The 22,908-nt window shown below is 72.2% G+C and carries 20 protein-coding genes; 4 read left to right on the top strand and 16 right to left on the bottom strand.

The annotated features are described in order from the left end of the window. Window positions 1-235: 235 nt before the first annotated feature. The 3 genes from OG417_RS35250 to OG417_RS35240 all read left to right on the top strand — a co-directional run bounded on the left by OG417_RS35250 (window position 236) and on the right by OG417_RS35240 (window position 5,118). The gene (locus OG417_RS35250) at window positions 236-2,128 is read left to right on the top strand and encodes an AfsR/SARP family transcriptional regulator (protein WP_329238120.1); all 1,893 of its coding nucleotides are present in this window, start codon (window positions 236-238) and stop codon (window positions 2,126-2,128) included. 98 nt (window positions 2,129-2,226) lie between these two features. After that, window positions 2,227-3,393: a cytochrome P450 gene (locus OG417_RS35245; protein ID WP_329238118.1), complete on the top strand. Its 1,167-nt coding sequence runs from the start codon at window positions 2,227-2,229 to the stop codon at window positions 3,391-3,393. A gap of 288 nt (window positions 3,394-3,681) precedes the next feature. Then, entirely contained in the window at window positions 3,682-5,118 is a 1,437-nt protein-coding gene (locus OG417_RS35240) for a M20/M25/M40 family metallo-hydrolase (RefSeq protein ID WP_329238115.1), read from the top strand. Window positions 5,119-5,160: 42 nt separating this feature from the next. On the opposite strand, the gene hemC is transcribed toward OG417_RS35240, so the two are convergent. Both hemC and OG417_RS35230 read right to left on the bottom strand, forming a co-directional pair. Further along, complete coding sequence (hemC, locus tag OG417_RS35235; protein WP_329238112.1) at window positions 5,161-6,150, bottom strand: hydroxymethylbilane synthase; 990 nt, start codon at window positions 6,148-6,150, stop codon at window positions 5,161-5,163. A 106-nt stretch (window positions 6,151-6,256) separates the two neighbouring features. After that, window positions 6,257-6,967, bottom strand: coding sequence for a VOC family protein (locus OG417_RS35230; protein WP_329238109.1), 711 nt, complete (start codon window positions 6,965-6,967; stop codon window positions 6,257-6,259). A gap of 289 nt (window positions 6,968-7,256) precedes the next feature. Between OG417_RS35230 and OG417_RS35225 the strand changes: the two genes are divergently transcribed. Beyond that, the gene (locus OG417_RS35225; RefSeq protein WP_329238106.1) at window positions 7,257-8,384 is read left to right on the top strand and encodes a diaminopropionate ammonia-lyase; all 1,128 of its coding nucleotides are present in this window, start codon (window positions 7,257-7,259) and stop codon (window positions 8,382-8,384) included. Window positions 8,385-8,436: 52 nt separating this feature from the next. On the opposite strand, the gene OG417_RS35220 is transcribed toward OG417_RS35225, so the two are convergent. The 14 genes from OG417_RS35220 to OG417_RS35155 form a co-directional block, all read right to left on the bottom strand. Continuing rightward, entirely contained in the window at window positions 8,437-9,267 is an 831-nt protein-coding gene (locus OG417_RS35220; RefSeq protein ID WP_329238103.1) for an IclR family transcriptional regulator, read from the bottom strand. 84 nt (window positions 9,268-9,351) lie between these two features. After that, the gene (locus tag OG417_RS35215; RefSeq protein WP_329238101.1) at window positions 9,352-10,668 is read right to left on the bottom strand and encodes an MmgE/PrpD family protein; all 1,317 of its coding nucleotides are present in this window, start codon (window positions 10,666-10,668) and stop codon (window positions 9,352-9,354) included. Continuing rightward, on the bottom strand, window positions 10,665-12,101 hold the full coding sequence (locus OG417_RS35210) for a dihydroorotase (protein WP_329238098.1): 1,437 nt from the start codon (window positions 12,099-12,101) through the stop codon (window positions 10,665-10,667). The genes OG417_RS35215 and OG417_RS35210 overlap by 4 nt, the downstream gene beginning before the upstream one ends. Window positions 12,102-12,193: 92 nt before the next feature. After that, on the bottom strand, window positions 12,194-13,060 hold the full coding sequence (locus OG417_RS35205) for an iron-sulfur cluster-binding protein (RefSeq protein WP_329238095.1): 867 nt from the start codon (window positions 13,058-13,060) through the stop codon (window positions 12,194-12,196). After that, window positions 13,057-14,466 (bottom strand): Zn-dependent hydrolase, encoded by a 1,410-nt coding sequence (locus OG417_RS35200; RefSeq protein WP_329238092.1) that lies wholly within the window; start codon window positions 14,464-14,466, stop codon window positions 13,057-13,059. The genes OG417_RS35205 and OG417_RS35200 overlap by 4 nt, the downstream gene beginning before the upstream one ends. Beyond that, complete coding sequence (locus tag OG417_RS35195) at window positions 14,463-14,873, bottom strand: hypothetical protein (protein ID WP_329238089.1); 411 nt, start codon at window positions 14,871-14,873, stop codon at window positions 14,463-14,465. The genes OG417_RS35200 and OG417_RS35195 overlap by 4 nt, the downstream gene beginning before the upstream one ends. Further along, window positions 14,870-15,490 (bottom strand): orotate phosphoribosyltransferase, encoded by a 621-nt coding sequence (pyrE, locus tag OG417_RS35190; RefSeq protein WP_329238087.1) that lies wholly within the window; start codon window positions 15,488-15,490, stop codon window positions 14,870-14,872. The genes OG417_RS35195 and pyrE overlap by 4 nt, the downstream gene beginning before the upstream one ends. Window positions 15,491-15,560: 70 nt before the next feature. Next, entirely contained in the window at window positions 15,561-16,820 is a 1,260-nt protein-coding gene (locus tag OG417_RS35185; RefSeq protein ID WP_329238084.1) for an MFS transporter, read from the bottom strand. Then, a complete protein-coding gene (locus tag OG417_RS35180; protein WP_329238081.1) occupies window positions 16,817-17,791 on the bottom strand; it encodes a dihydroorotate dehydrogenase in 975 nt (324 codons plus the stop codon). The genes OG417_RS35185 and OG417_RS35180 overlap by 4 nt, the downstream gene beginning before the upstream one ends. A 429-nt stretch (window positions 17,792-18,220) precedes the next feature. Beyond that, a complete protein-coding gene (locus OG417_RS35175) occupies window positions 18,221-19,162 on the bottom strand; it encodes a 1-phosphofructokinase family hexose kinase (RefSeq protein WP_329238077.1) in 942 nt (313 codons plus the stop codon). Next, entirely contained in the window at window positions 19,159-19,959 is an 801-nt protein-coding gene (locus OG417_RS35170) for a DeoR/GlpR family DNA-binding transcription regulator (protein WP_329238074.1), read from the bottom strand. Before OG417_RS35170 ends, OG417_RS35175 begins: the two co-directional genes overlap by 4 nt. Before the next feature lie 41 nt (window positions 19,960-20,000). Next, on the bottom strand, window positions 20,001-20,984 hold the full coding sequence (locus tag OG417_RS35165) for an ABC transporter substrate-binding protein (RefSeq protein WP_329238070.1): 984 nt from the start codon (window positions 20,982-20,984) through the stop codon (window positions 20,001-20,003). Window positions 20,985-21,020: 36 nt separating this feature from the next. Next, the gene (locus OG417_RS35160) at window positions 21,021-22,049 is read right to left on the bottom strand and encodes an ABC transporter permease (protein WP_329238068.1); all 1,029 of its coding nucleotides are present in this window, start codon (window positions 22,047-22,049) and stop codon (window positions 21,021-21,023) included. After that, complete coding sequence (locus tag OG417_RS35155) at window positions 22,046-22,810, bottom strand: ATP-binding cassette domain-containing protein (protein WP_329238066.1); 765 nt, start codon at window positions 22,808-22,810, stop codon at window positions 22,046-22,048. Before OG417_RS35155 ends, OG417_RS35160 begins: the two co-directional genes overlap by 4 nt. Window positions 22,811-22,908: the final 98 nt, after the last annotated feature.

The raw sequence follows: 22,908 nt of genomic DNA, 5'->3' as shown, positions 1-22,908 counted from the left end.
ATACGCCGGATGTGCTCGTGTGTGCCGACCGTGGAGGAAAAGTGCCCGCAACCGCTGACGCCGTCAATCCGATCGAACTCCGCGCTTTCAATACCGGTTACGCGCTGTTCGAGCGTCTCAGCTTACCGTGCCCTCCGGTTTCTGCCTGCTCGACGCGAAACCGGACGTGTGACCGGGAATTAACGGGACACCCGACACCCAATGGCTCGTCAGGATCTTGGGGGTATTTCTTCATATGAAGTACGGCGTATTAGGGGCGCTTACGGTAACCGGCAGCGAACCGCTTGTTCTGCGCCCCAGAGAACGCTCTATCGTCGCCTTACTCGTCATCAATCGAAATCATGTCCTTTCCACCTCCAGGATCGTCGACGAACTCTGGAGTTCCCAGCCGCCCGAATCGGCGAACAACCTCGTTCAGCAGTACGTCTCACGCATCCGGGGTCAGCTGCGCGACCGTGGCGATGACGCGGCCGCCGAGAGCCTGCGCACCTGCGGACCGGGCTATCTGCTGAGCTGCGACGACGCCGACCTCGACTCGGCGCGCTTCGAGTCGATGCTGGACGACGCGCGCGACGCGCTGGCGAAACGGCGGCACGAGGCGGCGGTGCGGCTCCTGAGCGACGGACTCCACATGTGGCGCGGGGCGCCGTTCCTCGACGTCCAGGGGATGCCGACGGTGGCCGCGGAGGCCTGCCGCCTCGAAGAACAGCGGCTGCGGGCCATCGAGGAGCGGCTCGACGCGGAGCTGGCGCTGGGCCGCCACACCGGGCTGGTCAGCGAGCTGACGGCGCTGGTCGCCATCCATCCCTTCCGGGAACGGCTGCGCGGCCGGCTCATGCTCGCCCTGTACCGCTCGGGGCGTCAGGCCGAGGCGCTGGAGCAGTACCGCGGCACCCGGCGCATGATGATGAGCGAGCTGGGCGTCGAACCGGGGTACGAGCTGCGCCGCCTCCAGGAGGCCATCCTCAACTCCGCCCCGAACCTCAACGCGCCCGAGAGCGTGGTCGCGCGGTGGCCCGTCCCCGCCCAGCTCCCCTCCTGCATCGGCGACTTCACCGGACGCTCGCGGGAGGTGGCCCACGGCTGCGAGGTCCTGCGCGGCGACCGGCGGCCGGGCAGGCGGAGATCCCTGCCCGTCCTGAAGCTCGTCGGCAAACCCGGAGTCGGGAAGACGACGCTGGCCGTCCGGATCGCGCACCAGGTGCGCCGGGACTTCCCGGACGGCCAGCTCTTCATCGACCTGGAGGGCCTGGGCCCGCGCCCGCTGGAGCCCTCGTACGTGCTCGAGCGCTTCCTGCGCACGCTGGGCGTGCCCGCCGCCGACCTGCCCGGCGACGTCGAAGAACGCCGCGAGTGCTTCCTGAGCCTCACGGCCGACCGTCATCTGCTCCTCGTCCTGGACAACTGCGCGGATGAGGCGCAGATCCGCCCGCTGCTGCCCGGGTCCGCCGGTTGCGCGGTCATCATCACGGGCCGCCAGAGCCTCGCCGGCCTCGAAGGCGCCCGGCATCTGGTCGTCGAGCCGCTCGGCCCCGAGGAGGCGGTCGAACTGCTCTCGCGCGTCTCCGGCCACGAGCCGGCGGTGTCGGAGACCCGTACGGCCGCCGAGGTCGTCCGCCTGTGCCGGTACGTGCCACTCGCGATCCGGATCGCCGGATCCATGCTGGCCGTGAGCCCTGCGGCGACGCTCGACGGGGTCGCCGGCCGGCTCCGCACGGCCCCGCTGGACGAGCTCGCGATCGGCGATCTGTCGATGCGCTCCAGCATCCGCCTCAGCTACGAACGCCTCGACTCGCGGGCCCAGCGGGCCTTCCGGAGGCTCGCGCTGCTGCAGACCTCCCACTTCGCGGACTGGATCTGTGCGGCGGTGACCGGGGAGGACATCACGTACGCGGGCCGCCTGCTCGACCATCTCGCCCAGCATCACCTGCTGGAGTCGGTGCGCGTGCCCGGAGGGCATGTTCGCTACTTCTTCGACGGCATCCTCCGCGCCTTCGCCCTGGAGCGAGCTCACGTCGAGGAGCCGGCGGACGTACGGCACGCGGTCGGCGCGATCGGCGCTCGCCCCGTGACTTGGAGCGGTCCCAGCGATCGGGCCCCGGCCCACGTGCTGAACCCCGTCCTCTGACCTCGCGTAAAGCAGATGTAAAGCGGACGTGCAAGCCGTCGGCCAAGACTCCGTATGGCTGCGGACCGCGTGTGATGTCCTCAGGAGGTTGCTCCCCGATGCCCGAAGCCCTGTCGACCGACCGGATCCTCGCGTTGGCCGAGCCGGAGACACTCCGTGATCCGTATCCGGCGTACGCCCGGCTGCGGGAGTCCCAACCCGTCTACTGGAGCGAGGCGATCGATTCCTGGGTGCTGACGCGTTACGAGGACTGCGCCGCCGTCCTGCGGAACTCACGGGCGTTCGCGTCGGACTGGCGCCGTACGGGAGAGCGGATCCCGACTCCGCTGCTGAGCATCCAGTCGCTCGATCCCCCCGAGCACACGCTGATCCGCCACTTCATGGTGAACGCCGTCCGTACCCTCGACTATCCGGCGCTCCGGCAGATGATCGCCGACCGGGTCCGCGAGCGGCTCGCGCGGGTACGGCGCAAGGACTCCTTCGACGCCGTCACCGAGTTCGCCGCCCCGATCGCCCTCGACACCATCGTCGCGGTGCTCGGCGTCGCGCGACCGGATCCGGAGTGGTTCCTGCCGACCTCCCAGGCGATCGTCGACGGCATGGACGCCGGGGTGTGGCCGGAGACGTACGAGCCGGCGGTGGCGGCGCGCGCACGGCTCGCCGAACTCGCCGAGGGCTGGCTCGCCGATCCGCCGGACGCCGGTCTCGTCGGCTACGTGTCGGTCCACGGCGCGGACTCGGGCATCGAGCGGCCGATCCTGCTCAACACGCTTCGCGCGGTGTTCCACGCGGGATTCGAGTCGGCCGGCCGGCTGCTCGCCAACGCCCTCGCCGTGATGGCGGCGATGCCGGACGCGCTCGGCCGGTTCGCGGCGGCCGAGACGCCGGTGGCGGTCGAGGAACTGGTCCGCTACGTCTCGCCGGTGCAGGCCGACGGCCGGGCCTGTGTCCAGGAGACCTCGATCGGCGGGACGGTCATCCGCCGCGGCCAGGCGGTCACGATGCTGCTCGGCGCGGCCAACCGGGACCCGGCGCGCTTCTCCGACCCGGACGCACTGGACTTCGGCCGTGATCCGAATCCGCACGTCGGCTTCGGCCGTGGTGCGCACTCGTGCCTCGGACAGTCTCTCGCGACGTTACAGGCGGGCGTCGTCCTGGGGATCCTCGCCGCCGAGTGCGGCCAGATCCGTGCCGTCGCGGCGCCGGTCTACCGGCGCAACCTGACCCTCCGCGGGCCGTCTCGGTTCGAGGCCCGTGTCGTCTAGCACGCGAAGGAGGTGTGCGATGCGTTACGTGCACTGAACCCAGTGATCGGCCCTGTGCCCCGCGGCCTGGTGCCCGGGGCACGGGGCCGCCCCCTCAACCGGTCCCGGGAGGCCCCATGCGTGTCTGCCTCGTCTCGATGCCCTGGCACCTGCTCGAGACGCCGTGCCTGCCCATCGGACTGCTGCGATCGGGCTTGATCATCAGTAATGGCCGTGATGCGCTGTGTCTGCCCTATCGGCTACGTCGATGGCCGATACCGTGCACCGCCATCTGACCCGAGGAGTCCGATGAGAACCCTTCTCGCCGCCGTCGCCGCGGTGGCCATCACCGGCTCGCTGACCGCGGCCACCTCGGCTCCGGACGACGATCTCTGGCTGGCCGACCACCTCGCCAAGACCACGTCCGGGCAGCAAGCCCTCGCCCACCTGCGCGTCTTCGAACGGATCGCCGACGAGGACGGCGGCCAGCGCGCGACGGCCACGCCGGGATTCGCGGCGTCGGCGCGTTACGTCACCGAGCAACTCACCGCCGCCGGTTACCGGGTGAAGAGCCAGACGGTGCCCTACCGGCAGTTCGTGTTCGACGCCGAGTCCGGCCGGGAGACCGCCCCGCACGCTCGTACGATCCGCACGTTGATGTTGGACGGCTCGCCGGTCACCCCCAAGGGCGGCTTAACGGCACCCCTGGTCCTCGCGCCGGTCAAGGCCGACGGCACGAGCGGATGCACGGCCGCGGACTACGACGGGCTTCCGGTACGCGGCGCGATCGTGCTCACCCCGCGCAGTTCCTGCGGGTACGCCGACCAGCAGAAGGTGATCGCCGGGCTGGGAGGCCTGGCGATGCTGATGTACCTGCCGGTGCCGGACCCGGAGAACATCTACCGGCTGCACGTTTTCACCCCCTCGGACTTCACGATCCCCTCGGCGACCATCTCGCCCGCGCAGGCCGGGCAACTGAGCGCCGACGCCGCGCAGCACCCCGTCACCTTCCACCTCGAACTCCGCGGCCACGTGGCGGACAAGAAGACCGTCAACCTCTTCGCGGAGACGCGCGGGGGCTCCGCCGACCACATCGTGATGGCCGGCGCCCATCTGGACAGCGTGCCCGAGGGGCCGGGCATCGACGACAACGCGAGCAGCGTGGCCGCCCTGCTGGCGACGGCCAAGCGGCTCGCTCCGTTCCAGAACCGCGTACGCGACAAGGTGCGGTTCGCCTTCTGGGGAGCGGAGGAGCAGGTCGACGTCGGCTCCGACTACTACGTCGAGCACCTGTCGTCCGCCGAGAGGGCCGCCATCGACCTCTATGAGAACTTCGAGCTGATCGCCTCGCCGAACTTCGCCCGCTTCCTCATCGACGGCGACGTGCCGGAGGCACCGGGATCGGCGACCGTCACGAAGGTGTTCGAGCAGTACTTCACCCGCGCCGGCCTGCCGTTCGTGACCGAACCGGTGACGGGCGTCGGCTCGGACCAGGCACCGTTCGTGACGGCCGGCATCGCGGTCGGCGGGATGGACATGGGCACGATCGGCCTGAAGACGCCGGAGGAGGCCGCGATGTTCGGCGGGCAGGCGGGGCAGCAGTACGACCACTGCTATCACCAGACGTGCGACCGGGTGGCGAACCTGAGCCTTCAGGCCCTGGACGAGAACGTGCCCGCGATCGCCTGGACCATCGGCCGCTTCGCCATGGACACCTCGGACGTGCGCCAGGCCAAGGCCACGTAGCCGCAGCCGGTACGCCGGATCGGCGGGACGGTGGGCATGTGCTCAGTGCGGGATGCCCGCGATGATGTCGCGGGCTCCCTCACGGGCGAGCGTGGCCGCGACGTGTGCGCCGAGTTCGTGCGCGCGGTCGCGCTCGTCCTGCCCGTGCGCGTGGACGAACTCGCCGCCGTCGTGGGAGAACACCATGCCGGTCAGCGAGAGCCGGCCGTCAGCGGTCGTCGAGCAGTGACCGGCGATCGGGCTGTTGCAGTGCCCCTGCAGGCCGTGCAGCATCGCGCGTTCGGCCGTGATGTGGCGGCGGGTCTCGTCGTGGTCGATGAGCCGCAGTAGCCCGCGGACGCCCTCGTCGTTCTCGCGGCACTGCACGCCGATGACGCCGGCGCCGACCGCCGGGCACATCATGTCCATCGGGAAGGTCTCGCCGATCCGGTCGCCGGCGTCGGCGCGCGTCAGGCCGCTGTGGGCCAGGACGATCGCCTCGATTCCGTCTTCGTTCTCGTCCAGCCTCGCCAGGCGAGGGATGACGTTCCCGCGGAACGGCACGACCTGGAGATCGGGCCGGCGCCGGAGGATCTGCGCCTTGCGGCGAACCGCGGACGTGCCGATCACCGTGCCGGGCGGTAGATCGTCGAGGGACTCGTACCGGGAGCCGGCGCGCCAGACGACGCAGTCGCGGACATCGTCGCGTTCGAGGTAGGCGGCGAACACCAGGCCGCGGGGCAGCGGCACGTCGCCGGGCACGTCCTTCATCGCGTGCATGGCCATATCGATCTCGCCCAAGGCCAGCGCCTTGTCGATCTCCTTCATGAAGGCGCCCTTACCGCCGAGCCGGGCGAGGTCGCCCTTCCACGCGTCACCGGAGGTCTCGATGCCGACGATCTCGACGTCGACGTTCGGAGCGACCAGACGCAGAGCGTCGCCGACCCGGCCCGCGTACGCGCGGGCGAGATGCGAGGTCCGGCTCCCCATCCGCAGGCGCCGCTTCGGCAGCGCCTCTTCGAAGGAGCGGTCGGTGACGGTCGTGTCGGTCACAGCGATATCCCTGTCCGGTACGGGTCGGTCGTGAGCGTCCCGGCGGCGTCCGCCGCGGTGTAGGCGATGATCTGGGCGGCGCCCGCCCCCTCGATCCCGGCAGTCATCACCGTGCCGCGAGGAGGAACTCGTTCCCTTCGGGATCCGCCAGGAGGCCGGTCCGTTCGGCATCGGCCCTCGTGGCGCCCGTCCGCGTCAGCCGGTCCGCCGCCGTCGCCGGGTCGTCGCCGTGGGCGGCGATCTCCAGGAGGAGGCGGTTCCTTCCCGCCTTGGCGGCCGCGGGGGGACCCATGACCATCCTGGGGCCTCGCACCGACGGCGAACGGAGGCTGATCCCCCAGTCACCCTGATCCACGATCCGCCACCCGAGGGCCGGAGCCCAGAACCGGCCCTGTACGTCCGGATCGGCGGCGTCCAGGCAGATCGCGGCGAGACGTCCCGCGGAACCCTCCTCGGGCAGCACGCAGAACTCGTTGCCCTCGGGGTCGGCGAGGACCGTCCAGGGCACCTCACCCTGCCCGATGTCGGCCCTGGAGGCGCCCAGCGCGAGGACGCGTTCCACCTCCCGGGCCGGGTCGGACCCGCCGGCCAGGTCCAGATGGAGTCTGTTCTTGGTCGTCTTCGGCCGGGTGGCCGGTGTGAACCGCAGCCGCAGGACGGTGTCGCCCGTGCGGATGACCGTCTGCTCGCCGCCGAGGTTCTCCTCGGGCGTCGTCCCGTTCAGAGCCCCGGCCCAGAAGCGGGCCAGCGCTCCCGGGTCGAGCGTCTCGAAGACGACCCCGATCGGCCCCGTCTGTTCGTGCGCGACGTCGGACACGCCACCGAACCTCCCGTCGTGCGTACGGCGATACCGGTCCGGCGCCGGCCGGCTCGGCCCTCTGCTGTGCGCCGGACCGTACGAATGATCGCCAAGTTTGGCAGACTCCCGCGTGCGGCCGGGCTCCGAGGTCGCCCGGTCCGCTCCGGGCCGATGCGCGACCGAGCCCGGATCAGTACGTACGGCCAAACCCGCGGCGTGGAGTTGGGAGCCGGAGACGAAGATTCGGCGGCGCCGAGCCATCACGCTGTCGGCAGTGCCGATGAGCGATGGCGATGGAGGTATTCTCGTGCCGGACCGGGTCTCGATGAACGCGCGCTGGGCCGGGCGCGAGGTGAGCGGCCCGGCGCCGCACGCCGCCGACGTCGAGGCGTTCCACGACTCGCTGCCCGGGTTCGAGGCCACGCCCCTGGTCGAGGTGCCCCGGCTGGCCGCCGGCCTGGGGGTCGGGCGGCTCTTCGTCAAGCACGAGCGCGAGCGCCTCGGCCTGCCGTCATTCAAGATCGTCGGGGCGGCGTGGGCGGTGCACCGCGCGATCGCCGAGCGGCTCGGTACGGCCCTGCCGCCGCGGTTCGACGCGACGCTGGCCGCGGCGCGGTCGCTGCCGTCCGGCACGACGCTCACGACCGCGACCGACGGGAACCACGGGCGGGCCCTCGCGCACATGGCGTCCCTGCTCGGGCTCGGCTGCCGGGTCTTCGTCCCCTTCCAGCTGTCGGAGGAACGGATCGCCGCGATCGAAAACGAGGGAGCGGACATCGTGGTCGTCGGCGGCTCCTACGACGACGCCGTCCGCCGATCCGCCGCCGACGCGCGCCTGCACGCGGACCGGCTGCTCGTCTCGGACACCTCCTGGCCCGGGTACGAGACGATCCCCGCGGCCATCGTGGAGGGGTACGGGACGATCTTCCGTGAGGCCCGTGCCCAGCTCGCGGAGGCGGCCGGTGAGGCGGCCGGGTTCACGCTGGCGCTGGTGCCCGCGGGCGTGGGCTCGTTCGCCGCGGCCGCCGTCCAGAGCCTGGCCGCCGGCGGCTGTGACGTCGTCGCGGCCGAGCCCCTGGGAGCCGACTGCGTCCGGCGGTCGCTGGCCGCGGAACGGCCGGTCGCGGTTCCGGGCCCGCACGAGTCGATCATGGCGGGGCTCAACTGCGGCGAGGTGTCGCACGTCGCGTGGCCGATGCTGCGGCGCGGCCTGCGCGCCGCCGTGGCGGTCTCCGACGACGAGGTGAGGGACGCGATGCGACGGCTCGCGGCCGAGGGCATCGCGTCGAGCGAGAGCGGCGCGGCCGGCCTCGCGGGCCTGGCCGTACTCCTGCGGGAGAAGGCGTTCCCGCACGCCGGCGACGGCACGGTCCTGGTGGTCGGCACCGAGGGCGTGACGGACCTCGACGCGTACCGCGCGGCCGTCGCCGGGTGAGGGACCCGCTCGCGCTCCTCCGCCTCGCGACGCGACGCCTGGACGCCGCTCGCTACGGACGGGGAGTTTCGGACAGGCCCCGGATCTCGTCGAGGACCGGAGGTTCGCCGGCCATGGCCGGTTCGCTCTCCTGGTCCGCGTAGCCCAGGTCGGCGCTCATCGAGCGCGCGGCCTCGAAGACGAGTTCGCGGTAGCTGTCGCGATGATGCGGCTCGGTGATGCGGTGGCCGGGCCCGGCGAGCGTGACCGATGCGACGACCCGGCCGGTCGAGGCGCGGACCGGCACGGAGATGGCCCACACGCCGCGGTCGAGTTCGTCGTCGCAGACGTCGTAGCCGCGGGCGCGGATGAGCGTGAGCAGGCCCATCAGCTCGTCCGGGTCGGTCACCGTGCCCGCCGTGTACGCCGGCAGCTCGCGGCCGGTCAGCAGCCTGCGCGCCTGCTCGGGGGGCAGGTGCGCGAGCAGCGTCCGCGCCGACGCCGCGGCGTGCAGCGGCATCTCCTGGCCGATCCGTACGAACATCCGCAGCGCGTGGGACGACTCGACCAGGGAGACGCACACCGCGCGATCGCCGACGAGTTCGGTGAGGAAGACCGTCTCGCCGCTGTCCTCGGCGGCCTTGGCCAGAGCCGGATGTGAGGGGACGAGCAGCGAGTGGTGACGGGCGTTCTCGTCATTGAGCTGCCGTGCGGCGGGGCCGAGGAAGAAGTGCCGGTTGGACGGCGACCGGGAGATGAACTTCTCGCCTTCGAGCACGGCGAGCAGCCGATGCATGCTTCCCTGCGGCACGCCGAGTTCCCGGGAGAGCGTGGCCAGCGGCAGGCCTTCGGGATGCGCCGCCAGCGTCTTCAGAACCGACAGCGCGCGCGTGACGGGTTGCATGATCTTCTCCTTCCCCGGAGAGAGAGTAGCCTCCGCCGATGCGGGCGGCATCGACGAGGCCGGGCCGCGCGAGACCTGCCCGAGTCATGTACGGGTGACGGCGTCGAGGACATGCCGGACCTTCCGCGACGAGTACCCGCCGGTCAGCAGATCCCAGACCTCGGCGGGGCGGCCGCTCAGCCGCAGGAACTTGTTCCGCACCGCGTCCGGGCCGACGGGGTTTCCCGGATGCCCGAGAGCGTCGTCGACGTGCGCGGTGCGGACCGGGCCCTCGGCCGGCGTCAGGCGGACGGTGGCCGGGGCGTACTCCGGCCAGGCCGCCGTGGCCTCCGGGTCCTCCGCCACGGTCACCTTCGTAGCCAGTTCCAGGGCTTCGGCGTCGGGCCGGTCGAAGCGCGCGGGATCCGCGTCGCCGCGCAGGAGCGCGACCGCGACCGCGTACGGGATGGAGAAGCGCCGCGACAGGTCGTTGCCGGCCGGCTGGGCCGCCGTCTTCATGCTGTTGGCGTTCACCGTCACGTGGACCGACGCGACCGACGTGGCGGAGACCGGCGCCAGGGCGAGCGCGGCCTCGACCGCCGAATGGGTGATCGCGCATGCCGAGTACAGCTTGATGTAGCCGCCGGTGATGCGGGTGCCGACCTCTCCCGGATCCACCTCGGTACGGTCGCCGGCCAGACCGTCGAAGGCGGTCTCCAGCGCGGTGCCGGCCCCGCGGTACCCGGCGTGGACGAGCCGCCGCGCGAGCAGGCCCGCCGCCGCGGCGTGCCCGGCCCAGGAGTTCCGGACGTTCGCGCCCTCCAGGCACGGCGCCCACGTGGTGAGCAGCGGGATCGTGGTCGCGGCGCGCGCCGCGGGCAGCGGGTCGTCGCCCGCGAGTAGCGCGACGGCCACGGCCGCACCGGCCGCGCCCAGGTGGCCGTGCGGATGCGTCGGGGGCCGCAGCCGGATGCCGGCGAACAGCCCGGCGGCCACCTCGTAACCCGCGACGAACGCGGTCAGCAGTTCGTCCCAGTCGCGGTCCAGCGCCTCCGCGGCGGCGAGCGCCGCGGGCAGGACGTGCGCCGCCGGATGCCCCGTCGGCCGCATGCCCTCGTCGAGTTCGAGCGCGCAGGTCGCGGTCGCGTTCACGTAGGCGGCGCGGTCGGGCGCGCCCCAGCCGCCGCCGGCCGTCATGAACCGCGCGGCCGGCCCGGAGCCCGGCTCGGCGCGCGCCCAGGGCCCGGTCAGCGGATCGCCGGAGACGAGGGCCACCGCCTCCGGGCGGCGGCCGCCCGCCAGCATGACGCCGAGCGTGTCGGCGGCGAGCAGCGCCGCGTGCCGCCGCACGTCCGCGGACGGTCCGCGCTCGGCCAGCCCGCGGGCGGCCTCCACCAGGTCGTCGAGCAGTGGTCCGCTCACGCGACCCGCGCCCCCGTGCGCGCGGCCTCGGCGGCACGCGTCGCGGCGTGGTCGGCCCGTACGAACCGGCCGTGGCGTTCGCCCACGGGCTCGCCGTCGCTCATGGAGAGGCGTCCGCCCAGCACGCTGCCCGTGATGACGCCCTTCAGGGGAGTGCCGTCCCAGGTGCTCACCGGGTTCAGCGCGTGCAGCCGGTCGTTGCGCACGGCACCTTCGGCGGCCGGGTCGACGATCGTCAGGTCCGCGTCCGCTCCGGGGCGGATGACGCCCTTGCGCGGCCACAGCCCGTACAGCCGCGCGGTGCCGCTGGACAGCACCTCCGAGAGCCGCCCCGGCGTCAGCCGGCCCCGGGACATGGCGTCGACGAGCAGCGGCGCCAGCGTCTCGATGCCGACGCCCCCGGCCGGTGCGGCGCCGAACCCGAGGTTCTTCTCCTCGAGGGTGTGCGGCGCGTGGTCGGAGCCGACCGAGCAGATCGTCCCGTCGTTGATCGCGGCCCACAGGGCGTCCTGGTCGTCGGCCTCGCGCACCGGCGGGTACACCTTCATGAGCGGCCCGAGGCGCTCGGCGTCGGCGTCGGTCAGGGTGAGGTACTGCGGGCACGTCTCGGCGGTGATCGGCGCGCCGAGCTCGCGCGCCTTCCGTACCGTGTCGGCGCCCATCCGCGAGGCCATGTGCACCACGTGGAAGCGGCAGCCGGTGGCGCGGGCGAACTGGGCGCCGACCGCGATCGAGGCGGCCTCGGCGACGGCCGGTCGTGCGGCCAGCAGGTCGGCGTAGGTCTCGATCGGGTGGCCGAGGCGTTCGGCCGACTCGGCCAGGACGTGGCGGTCCTCGCAGTGCGCGGCGAGCACGCCGCCGGTCGCCGCGACGGCGCGGAAGAGTTCGAGGACCTCGCCGTTCTCCGGCGGCAGCAGCAGGTTCTCCGGCGGCTCGTCGGCGAAGTTGTAGACCAGGCCCTTGGTCTCGCGGTGCAGCGCGTAGCCCCAGAACAGCTTGACCGCCACCGCGCCCGCCTCGAACATCCGCGCGATCTCGTCGGCGTTGTCCGGTCCCAGGGCCAGGCCCCACAGGCCGAAGTCGACCCAGGTGCGCGGCTCGTGCTCGGCACGCCGCGCGTGGAAGGTCGCGAGGTCGGCGACGGCCGGGATCGCGTTCGGCATCTCCAGGACGGTGGTGATACCGCCGCACAGGGCGCCGAGCGTGGAGTGCTCGAACGTCTCCTTGTGCGTCGAACCGGGGTCGCGGCTGTGCACGTGGGGGTCGATGAAACCGGGGAAGACGAGCCGGCCGCGCGCCTCGACGACCTCGTCGGACGCGACCGGGGTACCCGTGTCCAGCAGCTCCTGGATCCGGCCGTCCACGCACAGGATGTCGGCGTCGACCAGACCGCTCTCGGTGACGACGGTGCCGTTGCGGACCAGTAGCTTCAAAACGTACTCCTCTTTCGAACGGACGTCGGCCGCGGTGGGCCGGGTGGATGTCGGCGGTGAGCGGGCCCGGCGGACCTGCGCCGGAGGCGGCCCTACGCCGGAGGCAGCCCGAAGACCGGGCCGTCGCGGCAGACGAGCGGCGCCTCGGACGACGCCGTACGGTCACCGGTCGAGCAGCCGTGGCAGTAGCCCAGGCCGCAGGCCATGTGCGCCTCCAGGGCGACCTGGACCTCGGCGCCCCAGACCCCGGCCAGGCGCTGCGCCAGCGCCTCCAGCCGGGCCGAGCCGCACGCCGCGATCAACGCCGGAGGGGCGCCGTCGAGCAGCGCGCGCAGCCGTAGTCCCAGCCGGCCCGGGTCGGACGACCCGTCGGTGTCGTTCACCGGAAGGCAGCGGACGCCGCGCGCCTCGTACAGCTCCGGGCCGATGACCGCGCCGGGGTGGCGGCCGGACGCGACCGCGGTCACCGTCGTGCCGGCGGCCGGCCGCAGGGTGAGCGAGGTCAGAGAGCACGTGCCGATACCGCGTCCGAGCAGCAGCAGGTCGCCCGCCGGCTGGTCGAAGCCCCGGCCGAGCGGGCCGACCAGGCCGATGTGCTCGCCCGTCGTGAAGGTGGTGAGCGCGCGGGTGCCCGCGCCGACGACCGAGTAGACGACGTCGACGCGGCCGGTGCCCGGATCGGCGTCGTACACGGCCATCGGCCGCGGCAGCACCGGGCCCTCGCGGACGTCCCGGGTGACCGTCAACATGACGAACTGGCCGGGCAGGAACGTCGTCGCCACCAGCGGGGCCTCGACGGTCAGCCGCCAGTACCGGTCGGTGAGGTGCCGGTTGGCGACGACGGGCGCGTCGACGCTGACGGGGCGCGGGCGCCGGTCGTCCGGGAGCACCGTCAGCGCGCCTCCGGACGCCACGCCGCTCGTCGCGGCCCGCCCGACCGACGGCGTGACCGTGCTCATCGCCGGCCCGCCAGCTCGGTCAGGTCGCGGTCCAGCCGGAGCAGCCCGGCGGCCAGCACCTGGACCCCCGTCGCGATCTCGTCGGGTGCCGTCCACTCCTCGGGGACGTGCGACAGGCCGGCCCGGCTCGGCACGAACACCATCCCCGCCGGAGTGATCCGATTGATCATCTGCGCGTCGTGGCTCGCGCCCGACGTCATGACGCGGTAGCTGACGTCGAGCTCACTCGCCGCGGTGGTGATGAACCGCCGCACCCAGACGGGAAGCACGACCGGCGAGGTGTCGGCCAGCAGGCGGACGTCGAGGCGCACGCGGCGACGGTCGCAGACGGCCTGGACGCGCCGTACGATCTCGGCGGCGGTGAGCCGCTGCCGGTCCGCGTCGATGTCGCGGACGTCGACGCTCAACGTCACCCGGCCCGGGATCGTGGTGATCGAACCGGGGTAGACCTCCAGCCGCCCCACGGTCGCGCGCGTACCGCGATGCCGGGTGTCCAGCGCGAGCTCCTCGGCGATCAGCACGGCCTCGCTCGCCGCCGCGAGCGCGTCGGACCGGCCGCGCATCGGCGTGCCGCCGGTGTGCGACGCCTGCCCGTCGAGCGTCAGCTCCAGCCGTGTCGAGCCGGAGATGAGATCGACCGCGCCGACGCTGATCTGACCGCGCTCGAGGACGCTGCCCTGCTCGACGTGGAGTTCGAGGAAGGCCGCCCAGTCCTGCGGGCGCCAGGGGTTCGCGACGGCCCGTGCCGGGTCGAAGCCCAGCGCGCTCATCGCGTCGGCGACGGAGACGCCGTCCCGGTCGCGCCGGCTGTTCAGCTCGGCGACCGAGGACAGCCCGGCGGCCAGCTTCGACCCGAGACAGGCCTGGCCGAACCGGGCGCCCTCCTCGCCGGCGAAGGCGACGAATCTCAGCGGGTGCTCGGTCTCGATCTTCGCCTCGGCCAGCAGCCGGGCGACCTCGACGGCCGCGACGACCCCGGTGATCCCGTCGAAACGGCCGCCGTTGTAGACGGAGTCCAGGTGGCTGCCGGTGCCGAGGGCGGGCGCGTCGGCGCTGCGTCCCGGCCGGGTGGCGATCGTGTTGCCCGCGGGGTCGACGGTCACGGTGCATCCCGCGGCACGCATCCACGACGCGAACAGCTCGTGCGCCTGCCGTTCCAGCGGCGAGTACGCGAGCCGTGTCACGCCGGGGCCGCCCTCACTCAGCCCGGCCAGCTCCTCCAGGGCGTCGGCGATCCGCGGCGCGCTCGCGGGCAGCGGTCCGGAGGCGCCGTCGGCCCCCGCCGGCGGCGCCTCCGGACCGCGCCGTGGCGAGGCACCGCGCTTGGAACGGCCGGCCGCACCGCCCGTGGGCGAATCCGCTCGGGTACGGCCGGTGGCCGCACGCGTTTCGGAGGTGACGCTCATGCCGCCTCCGCGGTGACGACCGCCGCCCCTTCGGCCCTGGTACCGGCGACCTCGACCCGGCCGTGCGCGGTCGCCACCGCCGCCACCCGGGCCTTCGCGTGATCGACGACGCCGGCGAGGCCGGCCACGGCCGTCGGCGAGTCGAGGGACTCGGCGACGAGGACGACGGTCGCGCCGTCGGGAAGCGCGTACTCCAGCGCCACGATGCCCTCGATCTCGTTGGCGAGGAGGAGGTCGGCCCCGAGCTCGCGTGCGACGACGTGCGCCAGGACGACGTCCTCACTGGTGTCCCAGCAGACGACGAAGGCCGGCTCGTGCGGGCGCAGCCGCTCGGCCAGGGCCGCGCCGACCCGTTCCGTACGCTTCGGGTCGCGAAGTGACGACGGGGTCGCGGACGTGGGATTCATGGACGGTTCTCCTTCGGATCGTCGGCGCTCGCCCTGACGTTGAGCAGTTCGGAGAGGCGGAACAGAGGGTCGAACCGGTATCCGGCGGCCGCGATCGCCGCGCCGCCGCCCTGCTCGCGGTCGACCACGGCCATGATCGTGCTGACCTTCGCGCCGGCGGCCGTGACCGTGCTCGCGGCGGCGAGTGCCTGGCTCGCGGTGGTCACGACGTCCTCGATCAGGACCACCTGCTCTCCGGCGTGGAGCTCGCCCTCCAGGCGGGTCACCGTGCCGTACTTCTTGCGTGCCTTCCGGACCACGACGAACGGCATTCCGGTCTCCAGCGACAGGGCCGTCGTCAGTGGCACCGCGCCGAGCTCCGGGCCGGCGATACGGTCGACGTCGGCCGGCAGCCGTTCGGCGAGCAGGCTCGCCAGCCGCCGGAGCACCGTCGGTTTGGTGTTGAAGAGGTACTTGTCGAAGTAGAAGTCGCTGGCCTGCCCGGATGAGAGCACGTAGTCACCGCGCAGGTACGCGGCCGCCACGACGTCGCGGGCCAGCTCGGCTCGCCGGTCGCCGGGGTCCTGGAAGACCTCCGGGCCGCCCGACGCGAGCGCCTCACGAAGCGACACCGTCATGCTATCGCCCTGTCCTTTCTCGTGACCTGTCTCGTGACCTGCCGGCAACGGGGCCGCTCGGGAGTACGCATCAGGCGAGCTCGGCCCCCTTGCGCTCGGGGATGACCAGCAGCGCGATCATCGCCAGGACGTAGATGCCGGCGAGCGTGCTGATGGCGAACGGGAAGCCGTGCGCCGTCTCGACCGCCGCGATGATGAGCGGCGCGAAGCCGGCGACGCCGCGGCCCAGGTTCCACAGCACGTTCTGCGCGGTGGCGCGCGCCTCGGTCGGGTAGAGCTCGGCGAGCAGGGCGCCGAAGCCCCCCATCGCGCCGTTGATGAAGGCGCCCATGACGAGGCCGCCGAACAGGAGCGCGGTGCTGGACGACAGGTTCGCGTAGACCAGGACGGCGACGATGGCACCGATCTCGAAGACGAAGAAGCTCTTGCGGCGGCCGACCGTGTCGCACATCTTGCCGAAGATGAAGACGCCGATGATCATCCCGACCACCGTGACGGCGGTCCAGGCCACGGACTTGTTGAACGAGCTGCCCACCGAGCGGGACAGGTACGTGGGCATCCAGGTGATCACGCCGTAGTACCCGAAGTTCTGCACCGAGGTCAGGACCAGCAGCCCGATCGTGGTGCGGGTGGTGCGCACATCGGCGAAGAGCTTGCGCACCGGGAAGTCGGTCTTCGCCTTTTCGGCCTTGAGCTTGGTGAACATGTCCGGCTCGTGCAGCCGCCGGCGCAGAAGGTAGGCGATGATCGCCGGGAAGATCCCGACCACGAACAGCAGCCGCCACCCGCCGATCGGGATCAGGATCGCGGCCGCCGCCGAGGCCAGCAGCGTGCCGCCCTGCCAGCCGTTGGCGACCCAGGCGGTCGCGCGTGCGCGCTTCTTCGCCGGCCACGCCTCGGCGGCGAGCGTCATGCCGATGCCGAACTCACCGCCCAGGCCGATTCCGGCGAGCACGCGGAAGGCGAGCAGCGACTCGTAGTTCCAGGCGGCGGCCGACAACCCCGTGAAGACGGCGAAGATGAGGATCGACCAGGTCAGCACCCGGACGCGGCCGAGGTAGTCGGACAGGATGCCGAAGACGACGCCACCGGCGACGGCTCCCACCAGGGTGAACGTCGACAGGCTGCCGGCCTGGGTGTCGGACAGGTGGAACGTCGCGCTGATCGCCGAGAGCGCGAACCCGATGATGAGCAGATCGAAGCCGTCCATCGCGTATCCGACGGCGGCGCCGATGACGGCCTGGATTCCGTACCGGCTCGGCTTCTCGTCGGCCGTCGTCGTACGGCTGGTCGGGGGATCGGCCATTGCGTGGTGGTCGACGTCGGTCAAGGCGTGGTCCTTTCGGGGGAAGGACGGGCGTCCGACTGGAGCGTGCCGATGAGCTCGGTGACTCGGGAGACGCCCAGTTCGTCGAGGACGCGCGGGAGGTCCGCGATGATCTCGGTCATGATCTGGGGGCGGGTGAAGGTCGCGGTGCCCACCTGCACGGCGCTCGCGCCGGCGACCAGGTACTCGGCGACGTCATGGGCGCTGGTGATGCCGCCGCAGCCGACGATGGGGACGTCGACCGCCTCGGCGACCTGCCAGACCATGCGCAGGATGAGCGGTTTGGCGGCCGGGCCCGACCACCCGCCGACACCGTTGCCGATCACGGGCCGGCGCCGGTGCAGGTCGATGGCCATTCCGACGAACGTGTTCGCGACGACGACGGCGTCGGCCCCACCTCGTACGGCCGCCTGGGCCAGCTCCACGACGGACGCGACGTTGGGCGTCAGCTTGACCAGCAGCGGAAGGTCGGTCACCTCGCGCACCCCGGCGACGGTCCGGGTGACGGCGGCCGGGTCGGCGCCGAGCTCGACGCCTCCCGCCTCCAGGTTCGGGCAGGAGACGTTCAGCTCGAAGGCGGCGGCGGGGACGCCGGCGAGATCCTCGGCCACCCGGCGGTAGTCGGCCTCCGCGAGCCCGCCCAGGCTGATGACCAGGGGGACACCGCAGTCCAGCAGGGCGGGCAGGGTCTCGGCCCGCCAACGCGTCGCACCGATCGACGGGATGCCCACCGAGTTGAGCATCCCGTTCCGCGTCTCGGTGATCCGGTGCGCCGGGTTGCCGGACCGTACGTCGCTGAACACCGTCTTCGTGACGGCCGCCCCGAGCCGGTCGACCGGCATGACCGAGGCGAGCTCGGGGCCGAAGCAGCCGGACGCGGGCAGGACCGGGTTGCGCAGCGTCAGGGGACCCAGACGTGTCACCAGCCGTTCGGCCGTGGTCGGGCCCGGGCCGTCGAGTGACACTTCTTGCATGGCTTCCGTCAAACCGAAGGACCCCTTCCGTGAGGTGACCAATGATTGGTGAGCTCACGGGACTGAGTCAAGAGTTCTCCGGCATCTACTTCGTTCAGGTTGAAGAGATGCTTCCGCTGTACGGAACTGGTGACGGTGATACCCATGGCGCAGGCGCAGGCGCAGGCGCAGGCGCAGGCGCGTGGCTGGGCGCGGGCGCGCTGGAACGGTCCGGGGCGCCAGGCTCCGGGCGTGGGCCATCGGGCGCCGTGCATCGTTCGGGTGCCGGGCACCGGCTCCGGGTGTACCGGACGCTGGAACGCTCCGGGCGCCGGGCATCGGGCGTGCCGGGTGCTGGGGCGGCCGTGCGGCCGTGCCGCCGACGGCGCTGTCACGTCCGCCCCTTCGGCCTGAGCCCGCGCGTGAGATCAGGGGGCGTGTCGGCGAGGGTCAGGAACGGCGGAGGCGCCGCCGTACGTCCAGGCGGTCGTGCAGGGTGACGTCCGCGGTGGTGTCGGTGCCGTCGGCGGTCAGTACGGTGCCCGGCTGCCGTACGGCGGCGGCGGACCAGCCGAGCGCCGTCCGCAGCGCCTCGGGCCCGCGGGCGCCGGCGGCCAGGAAGCCGGCGAGCAGCGCGTCACCGGCGCCCACGGTGCTGCGGGGATCGGCGACGTACGCCTCCCCGTGCACGACCTCGTTCTCCTCCACGAGCACCGCGCCGTCCGGGCCGAGGCTGGCCAGGACGGTTCCGGCGCCGAGCTCCCGGAGACGGCGGGCGGCGGTCAGGGCGTCCCCGAGGGTCTCGATGGCGCGGCCGGCCGCTTCGGCGAGTTCGTCGGCGTTCGGCTTGATGAGGTCCGGGCCGGCGGGCAGCGCCGCGGCGAGCGGCGCCCCCGAGCTGTCCACCGCGATGCGCGCGGGCGTGTGCCGGGCCGCGCCGACCAGCTCGGCGTAGAAGCCGGGTCCGGCGCCGACCGGCAGGCTGCCGCATCCGACGAGCCACTCGGCCTGCTCGCCGGCGCTGATCGCCGCCTCGACCAGCGCCTTCAGCTCCGCGTCGGAAAGGCGCGGGCCGGGCTCGTTCACCTTGGTGACCGTGCCGTCGGGTTCCAGGACGCTGATGTTGCTGCGCACTTCGCCGCCGATCGGCACGGTGACGTACTCCAGGCCCCGTTCGCGCAGCATCGCCTCCAGGCGGGCGCCCTCGGCCCCGCCGACGGGGACCACCGCGCGGCTCGCGTACCCGTGGGCGTTCAGCGCCAGGGACACGTTGACGCCCTTGCCGCTCGGCTCGCTCCAGCTGGTGCTCGCCCGCAGGACCTCGCCGTGGCTCAGGTGGCCCACGGCGAGTGTCCGGTCGACGCTCGGGTTGGGGGTGACTGTCACGATCATGCGCGTTTCACTTCTACTCCCACGTCCTCGAACCGGCGGACGTCCGCGCCGGACAGGCCGGTGTCGGTGATCAGCAGGTCGATGTCGGAAAGGTCGCCGTATTTGTAGAGGCTGATGTGGCCGACCTTGCTGTGGTCGGCGAGCAGCACCCGGCGGCGCGCGGCGCCCAGCATGAGGCGTTTCACCGTCGCCTCGGACTCATCCGGAGTCCGCAGGCCGTCCTCCACGGTGAACCCGTTGGAGCCGAGGAAGGCGACGTCCACCCGGATCTCCGACAGCGCGCGGATCGCCCAGTTGTCGACCTCGGCGAACGTACGGCTGCGCACCCGGCCGCCCAGGGTGTGGACGGTGAGTCGCGGACGCGTCGCCAGCGTCATGGCGATCGTCAGGGCGCTGGTGAAGACGGCCAGGTCGCGGTCGCCGGGCATCAGCTCGGCGAGGCAGGCGGTCGTCGACCCGGCGTCGATGAGCACCGCGCCCTCGCTCGGCACCTCGGCCAGCGCCGCCCCCGCGATCCGCCGCTTCTCCTCGGTGTACTCGGTGCGCGCCGCGACCGCCGGTTCGAACGACAGGTCCTCCACGGCCACCGCACCGCCGTGCACGCGGTGCAGCAGGCCCTGGCGTTCCAGCTCGCTGAGGTCCTTGCGGATCGTCTCCGTCGAGACGGAGAGCCGCTCCGCCATGTCCGTGACGTCGATGCGCCCCGCGCTGCGCAGCGTCTGCAGCAGGATCTGCTGACGCTGCGCGGCGTACGGAGGACGGCCGGATCGGCGTACGCGATCGCTCGATGCCACCATCGGTCCCTTCTTCGTGGTGCGCGGGGGCGCGGTGCGACCCCCTAGCAGGACGTCTTGTAGGCGGCCTGCTGACCTGCCGGTTTCGACAGGTCATCCTGGGTGATCGTGGTGGTGCTTGTCCCGATTTTGGCGTTGGGCTTCTTCCCCGTCAGCGACGCGACCAGCTGGTCGACCGCCTGCGTGCCGATCTGGTACGGCTGCTGGGCCACGAGCGCCTGGACGTCACCGCGCTTGAGCTGCTGCATCTGCACCGGCCCGGCGTCGAAGCCGACCGTCTTGACGGTGCCCTGCTTGCCCGCGTTGCGCAGACCCGTCGCCGCGCCCTCGGCGGCGAACTGGTTGGTGGCGAACACGCCCTTCAGGTCGGGGTTGGCCGACAGGGTGGCGGAGATGATCGAGGCGGCCTTGGCCGGGCTGTTGTCGTTGATCTGCGCGCCGAGGTACTTGATGCCGGAGTACTTCTTGATCTCCTGCTCGAAGCCGTGCTGACGGTCGTCCGAGGTGGAGGCGCCCGCCTTGAACGCGATCACCAGCACCTTGCCCTTCTGGCCGATGAGCTTGGCCAGGGCGTCCGCCGCGGCGGCGCCGGCCGCCAGGTTGTCGGTCGAGACGCTGGAGCCGGCGATGCCGTCCTTGGCCAGTGTGGTGTCGACCAGGCCGATCTTGATGCCGGCCTGCTTGGCCTGGAGCAGCGGCGGCACCATCGCCTTGGCGTCGGTCGGGGCGATCAGGATCCCGGCCGGCTTCTTGGCGACGACGGCGTTGACGATCGGGGTCTGCAGCGACGCGTCGAACTGCTGCGGCGCCTGCATGTCGACCTTCAGGCCGTTCTTGGCCGCCTCGGCCTGGATGCCGCACTGCATGGTGATGTAGAAGCTGTCGCCGGAGACACCGGGGACGAAGGAGATCGTCTTCCCCTTGATGTCGCCGGTCGACCCGCCGCCGCCTCCGCTGTTCCCGCTGCTGCAGGCGGCCAGCCCGAGAGCGAGCGCCGCCGCCACTCCGAGCACCTTCGTGGTGTGCATCGTTCCTCCGTGAGATTCCGAATGAGGGAGAGCTGCCTAGGGCCGTTGTCGGGCGGCCCGTCGCATCTGGTCGAGGTAGACGGCGGCGATGAGGACGACGCCGACCGCGACCTGCTGCCAGAACGCCTGGACGCCGAGGACGACGAACCCGTTCTGCAGCACGGTCGGGATGAAGACGCCGATGACCGTGCCGATCATGGTTCCGCGACCGCCGAACAGGCTCGTACCGCCGATGACCACGGCCGCGATGGTGGACAGGTTGTCGGTCGCGTGACCGCCGAGGGTGGTGGTGGCGAACCGCGCCAGCGACAGGTACCCGGCCAGGCCGGCCAGCGTCCCCGCCACCGCGTACACCTTGATCAGATGGCGGGCGGAGGCGACACCGGTGCGGCGCAGCGCCTCGGCGTTGGAGCCGGCGGCGTACGTGTACCGGCCGAACCTGGTCTGCGACAGGACGACGCCGCCGACGACGGCCACGGCCAGGGCGATGACCACCAGCCACGGCACCCCGGCCACCTTGCCGGAGCCGACGCTGAGCACCAGGTTGAACGGCACGTCGCGGACGTCCACGCCGTTGGTGATGAGCAGCGCGGCGCCCTGGGAGGCGCCCATCGTGCCCAGCGTGACGATGAGCGCCGGGATGCGCGCCTTGGCGACCAGCACCCCGTTGATCAGGCCCCACGCCAGCCCGGCCACCAGCCCGGCGGCCAGGCCCAGGAGCAGCACGCCGACCGACTGGCCCCCGAGCGCGGCCATGATCTTGGCGGAGATGACGCCCGCGAAGACCAGCACGCCGCTCACGGACAGGTCGATTCCGGCGGTGAGGATGACGTACGTCCCGCCGACCGCGAGGACGAGCAGCACCGACGCGTCCGAGGCGATGTTGACGATGTTCGCCGTGGTCGGGAACGCGTGCGGGCGCAGGACCGAGAAGACCGCGCACAGGATCACCAGCGCGCCGAAGATGCGCACGGTCTCGCCGTGGCGCACGCGGTCACCGAGGGAACGCCAGGCCGACGCCGGCGCCGGTCCCTGCGTCGTGGTGCTGGAGTCGACGGTCGTCATGCGGCACGCTCCTCTGTGGTTCCGCTGGTCATCGCCGCGACGAGGTCGTCGACGGTGGCGTCGGCCGCGGTGAACCGCGCCACCCGGGCGCCGAGCCGCAGCACCTCGACCCGGTCCGCGACCTCCAGGACCTGCGGCATGTTGTGGCTGATCAACACGACCGCGATCCCCTCGTCCCGGACCCGGCGGACCAGCTGGAGGACCTGTTCGGTCTGGACGACGCCGAGCGCCGCGGTCGGTTCGTCCATGAAGATCACGCGGCTGGCCCACATCGCGGCCCGCGCCACCGCGACGCTCTGCCGCTGCCCGCCGGACAGCGCGGCGACCGGCGCGGTGGCGTCCTTCAGCCGTACGCCGAGGCGGGCCATCTCGTTCGCGGTGTCGCGGGCCATCGCGCGTTTGTCGAGGAAGCCCAGGCGGCCGAGCAGCCCCGACCGGAAGATCTCGCGACCGAGGAAGAGATTGGCCGCCGGGTCCAGGTCGGCGGCGAGCGCCAGGTCCTGGTAGACGGTCTCGATGCCGAGGTCGCGGGCGGCGTGCGGGCTGGGCATCGAGACCGGCCCGCCGTCGACCAGGATCTGCCCCTCATCCGGCTGATCGGCCCCGGAAAGGATCTTGACCAGCGTGCTCTTGCCCGCGCCGTTGTCGCCGATCAGGGCCACGATCTCGCCTTCGTGCACCGTGAAGTCGGCGCCGCGCAACGCGTGGACCTGCCCGAAGCTCCTCTGGATGCCGCGGGCCTCAAGCAGCGGCTCACTCATGAGCCCTCCTTCGTCGGAGGAGTGACCGGGCACGCGTGTTCTTTGATTCGCTCGCTTCGCTCACTCATGAACTCTCTCCTCGCCATGCCTGGGGGTGA

Source organism: Actinoallomurus sp. NBC_01490 (assembly GCF_036227085.1).
Lineage (GTDB): Bacteria > Actinomycetota > Actinomycetes > Streptosporangiales > Streptosporangiaceae > Actinoallomurus > Actinoallomurus oryzae.
Note: the sequence above shows the minus strand (reverse complement) of the source record. Positions and strands in the feature narration are given on the sequence as shown.

What these genes read in the sequence shown, in the direction of transcription:
- OG417_RS35170 (WP_329238074.1), bottom strand. Translation starts at nt 19,959, where the DNA reads ATGGTGGCATCGAGCGATCGCGTACGCCGATCCGGCCGTCCTCCGTAC.
- OG417_RS35180 (WP_329238081.1), bottom strand. Translation starts at nt 17,791, where the DNA reads ATGCAAGAAGTGTCACTCGACGGCCCGGGCCCGACCACGGCCGAACGG.
- OG417_RS35155 (WP_329238066.1), bottom strand. Translation starts at nt 22,810, where the DNA reads ATGAGTGAGCCGCTGCTTGAGGCCCGCGGCATCCAGAGGAGCTTCGGG.
- OG417_RS35250 (WP_329238120.1), top strand. Translation starts at nt 236, where the DNA reads ATGAAGTACGGCGTATTAGGGGCGCTTACGGTAACCGGCAGCGAACCG.
- OG417_RS35240 (WP_329238115.1), top strand. Translation starts at nt 3,682, where the DNA reads ATGAGAACCCTTCTCGCCGCCGTCGCCGCGGTGGCCATCACCGGCTCG.
- OG417_RS35160 (WP_329238068.1), bottom strand. Translation starts at nt 22,049, where the DNA reads ATGACGACCGTCGACTCCAGCACCACGACGCAGGGACCGGCGCCGGCG.
- OG417_RS35165 (WP_329238070.1), bottom strand. Translation starts at nt 20,984, where the DNA reads ATGCACACCACGAAGGTGCTCGGAGTGGCGGCGGCGCTCGCTCTCGGG.
- pyrE (WP_329238087.1), bottom strand. Translation starts at nt 15,490, where the DNA reads ATGACGGTGTCGCTTCGTGAGGCGCTCGCGTCGGGCGGCCCGGAGGTC.
- OG417_RS35175 (WP_329238077.1), bottom strand. Translation starts at nt 19,162, where the DNA reads ATGATCGTGACAGTCACCCCCAACCCGAGCGTCGACCGGACACTCGCC.
- OG417_RS35220 (WP_329238103.1), bottom strand. Translation starts at nt 9,267, where the DNA reads ATGCAACCCGTCACGCGCGCGCTGTCGGTTCTGAAGACGCTGGCGGCG.
- OG417_RS35195 (WP_329238089.1), bottom strand. Translation starts at nt 14,873, where the DNA reads ATGAATCCCACGTCCGCGACCCCGTCGTCACTTCGCGACCCGAAGCGT.
- OG417_RS35200 (WP_329238092.1), bottom strand. Translation starts at nt 14,466, where the DNA reads ATGAGCGTCACCTCCGAAACGCGTGCGGCCACCGGCCGTACCCGAGCG.
- OG417_RS35205 (WP_329238095.1), bottom strand. Translation starts at nt 13,060, where the DNA reads ATGAGCACGGTCACGCCGTCGGTCGGGCGGGCCGCGACGAGCGGCGTG.
- OG417_RS35245 (WP_329238118.1), top strand. Translation starts at nt 2,227, where the DNA reads ATGCCCGAAGCCCTGTCGACCGACCGGATCCTCGCGTTGGCCGAGCCG.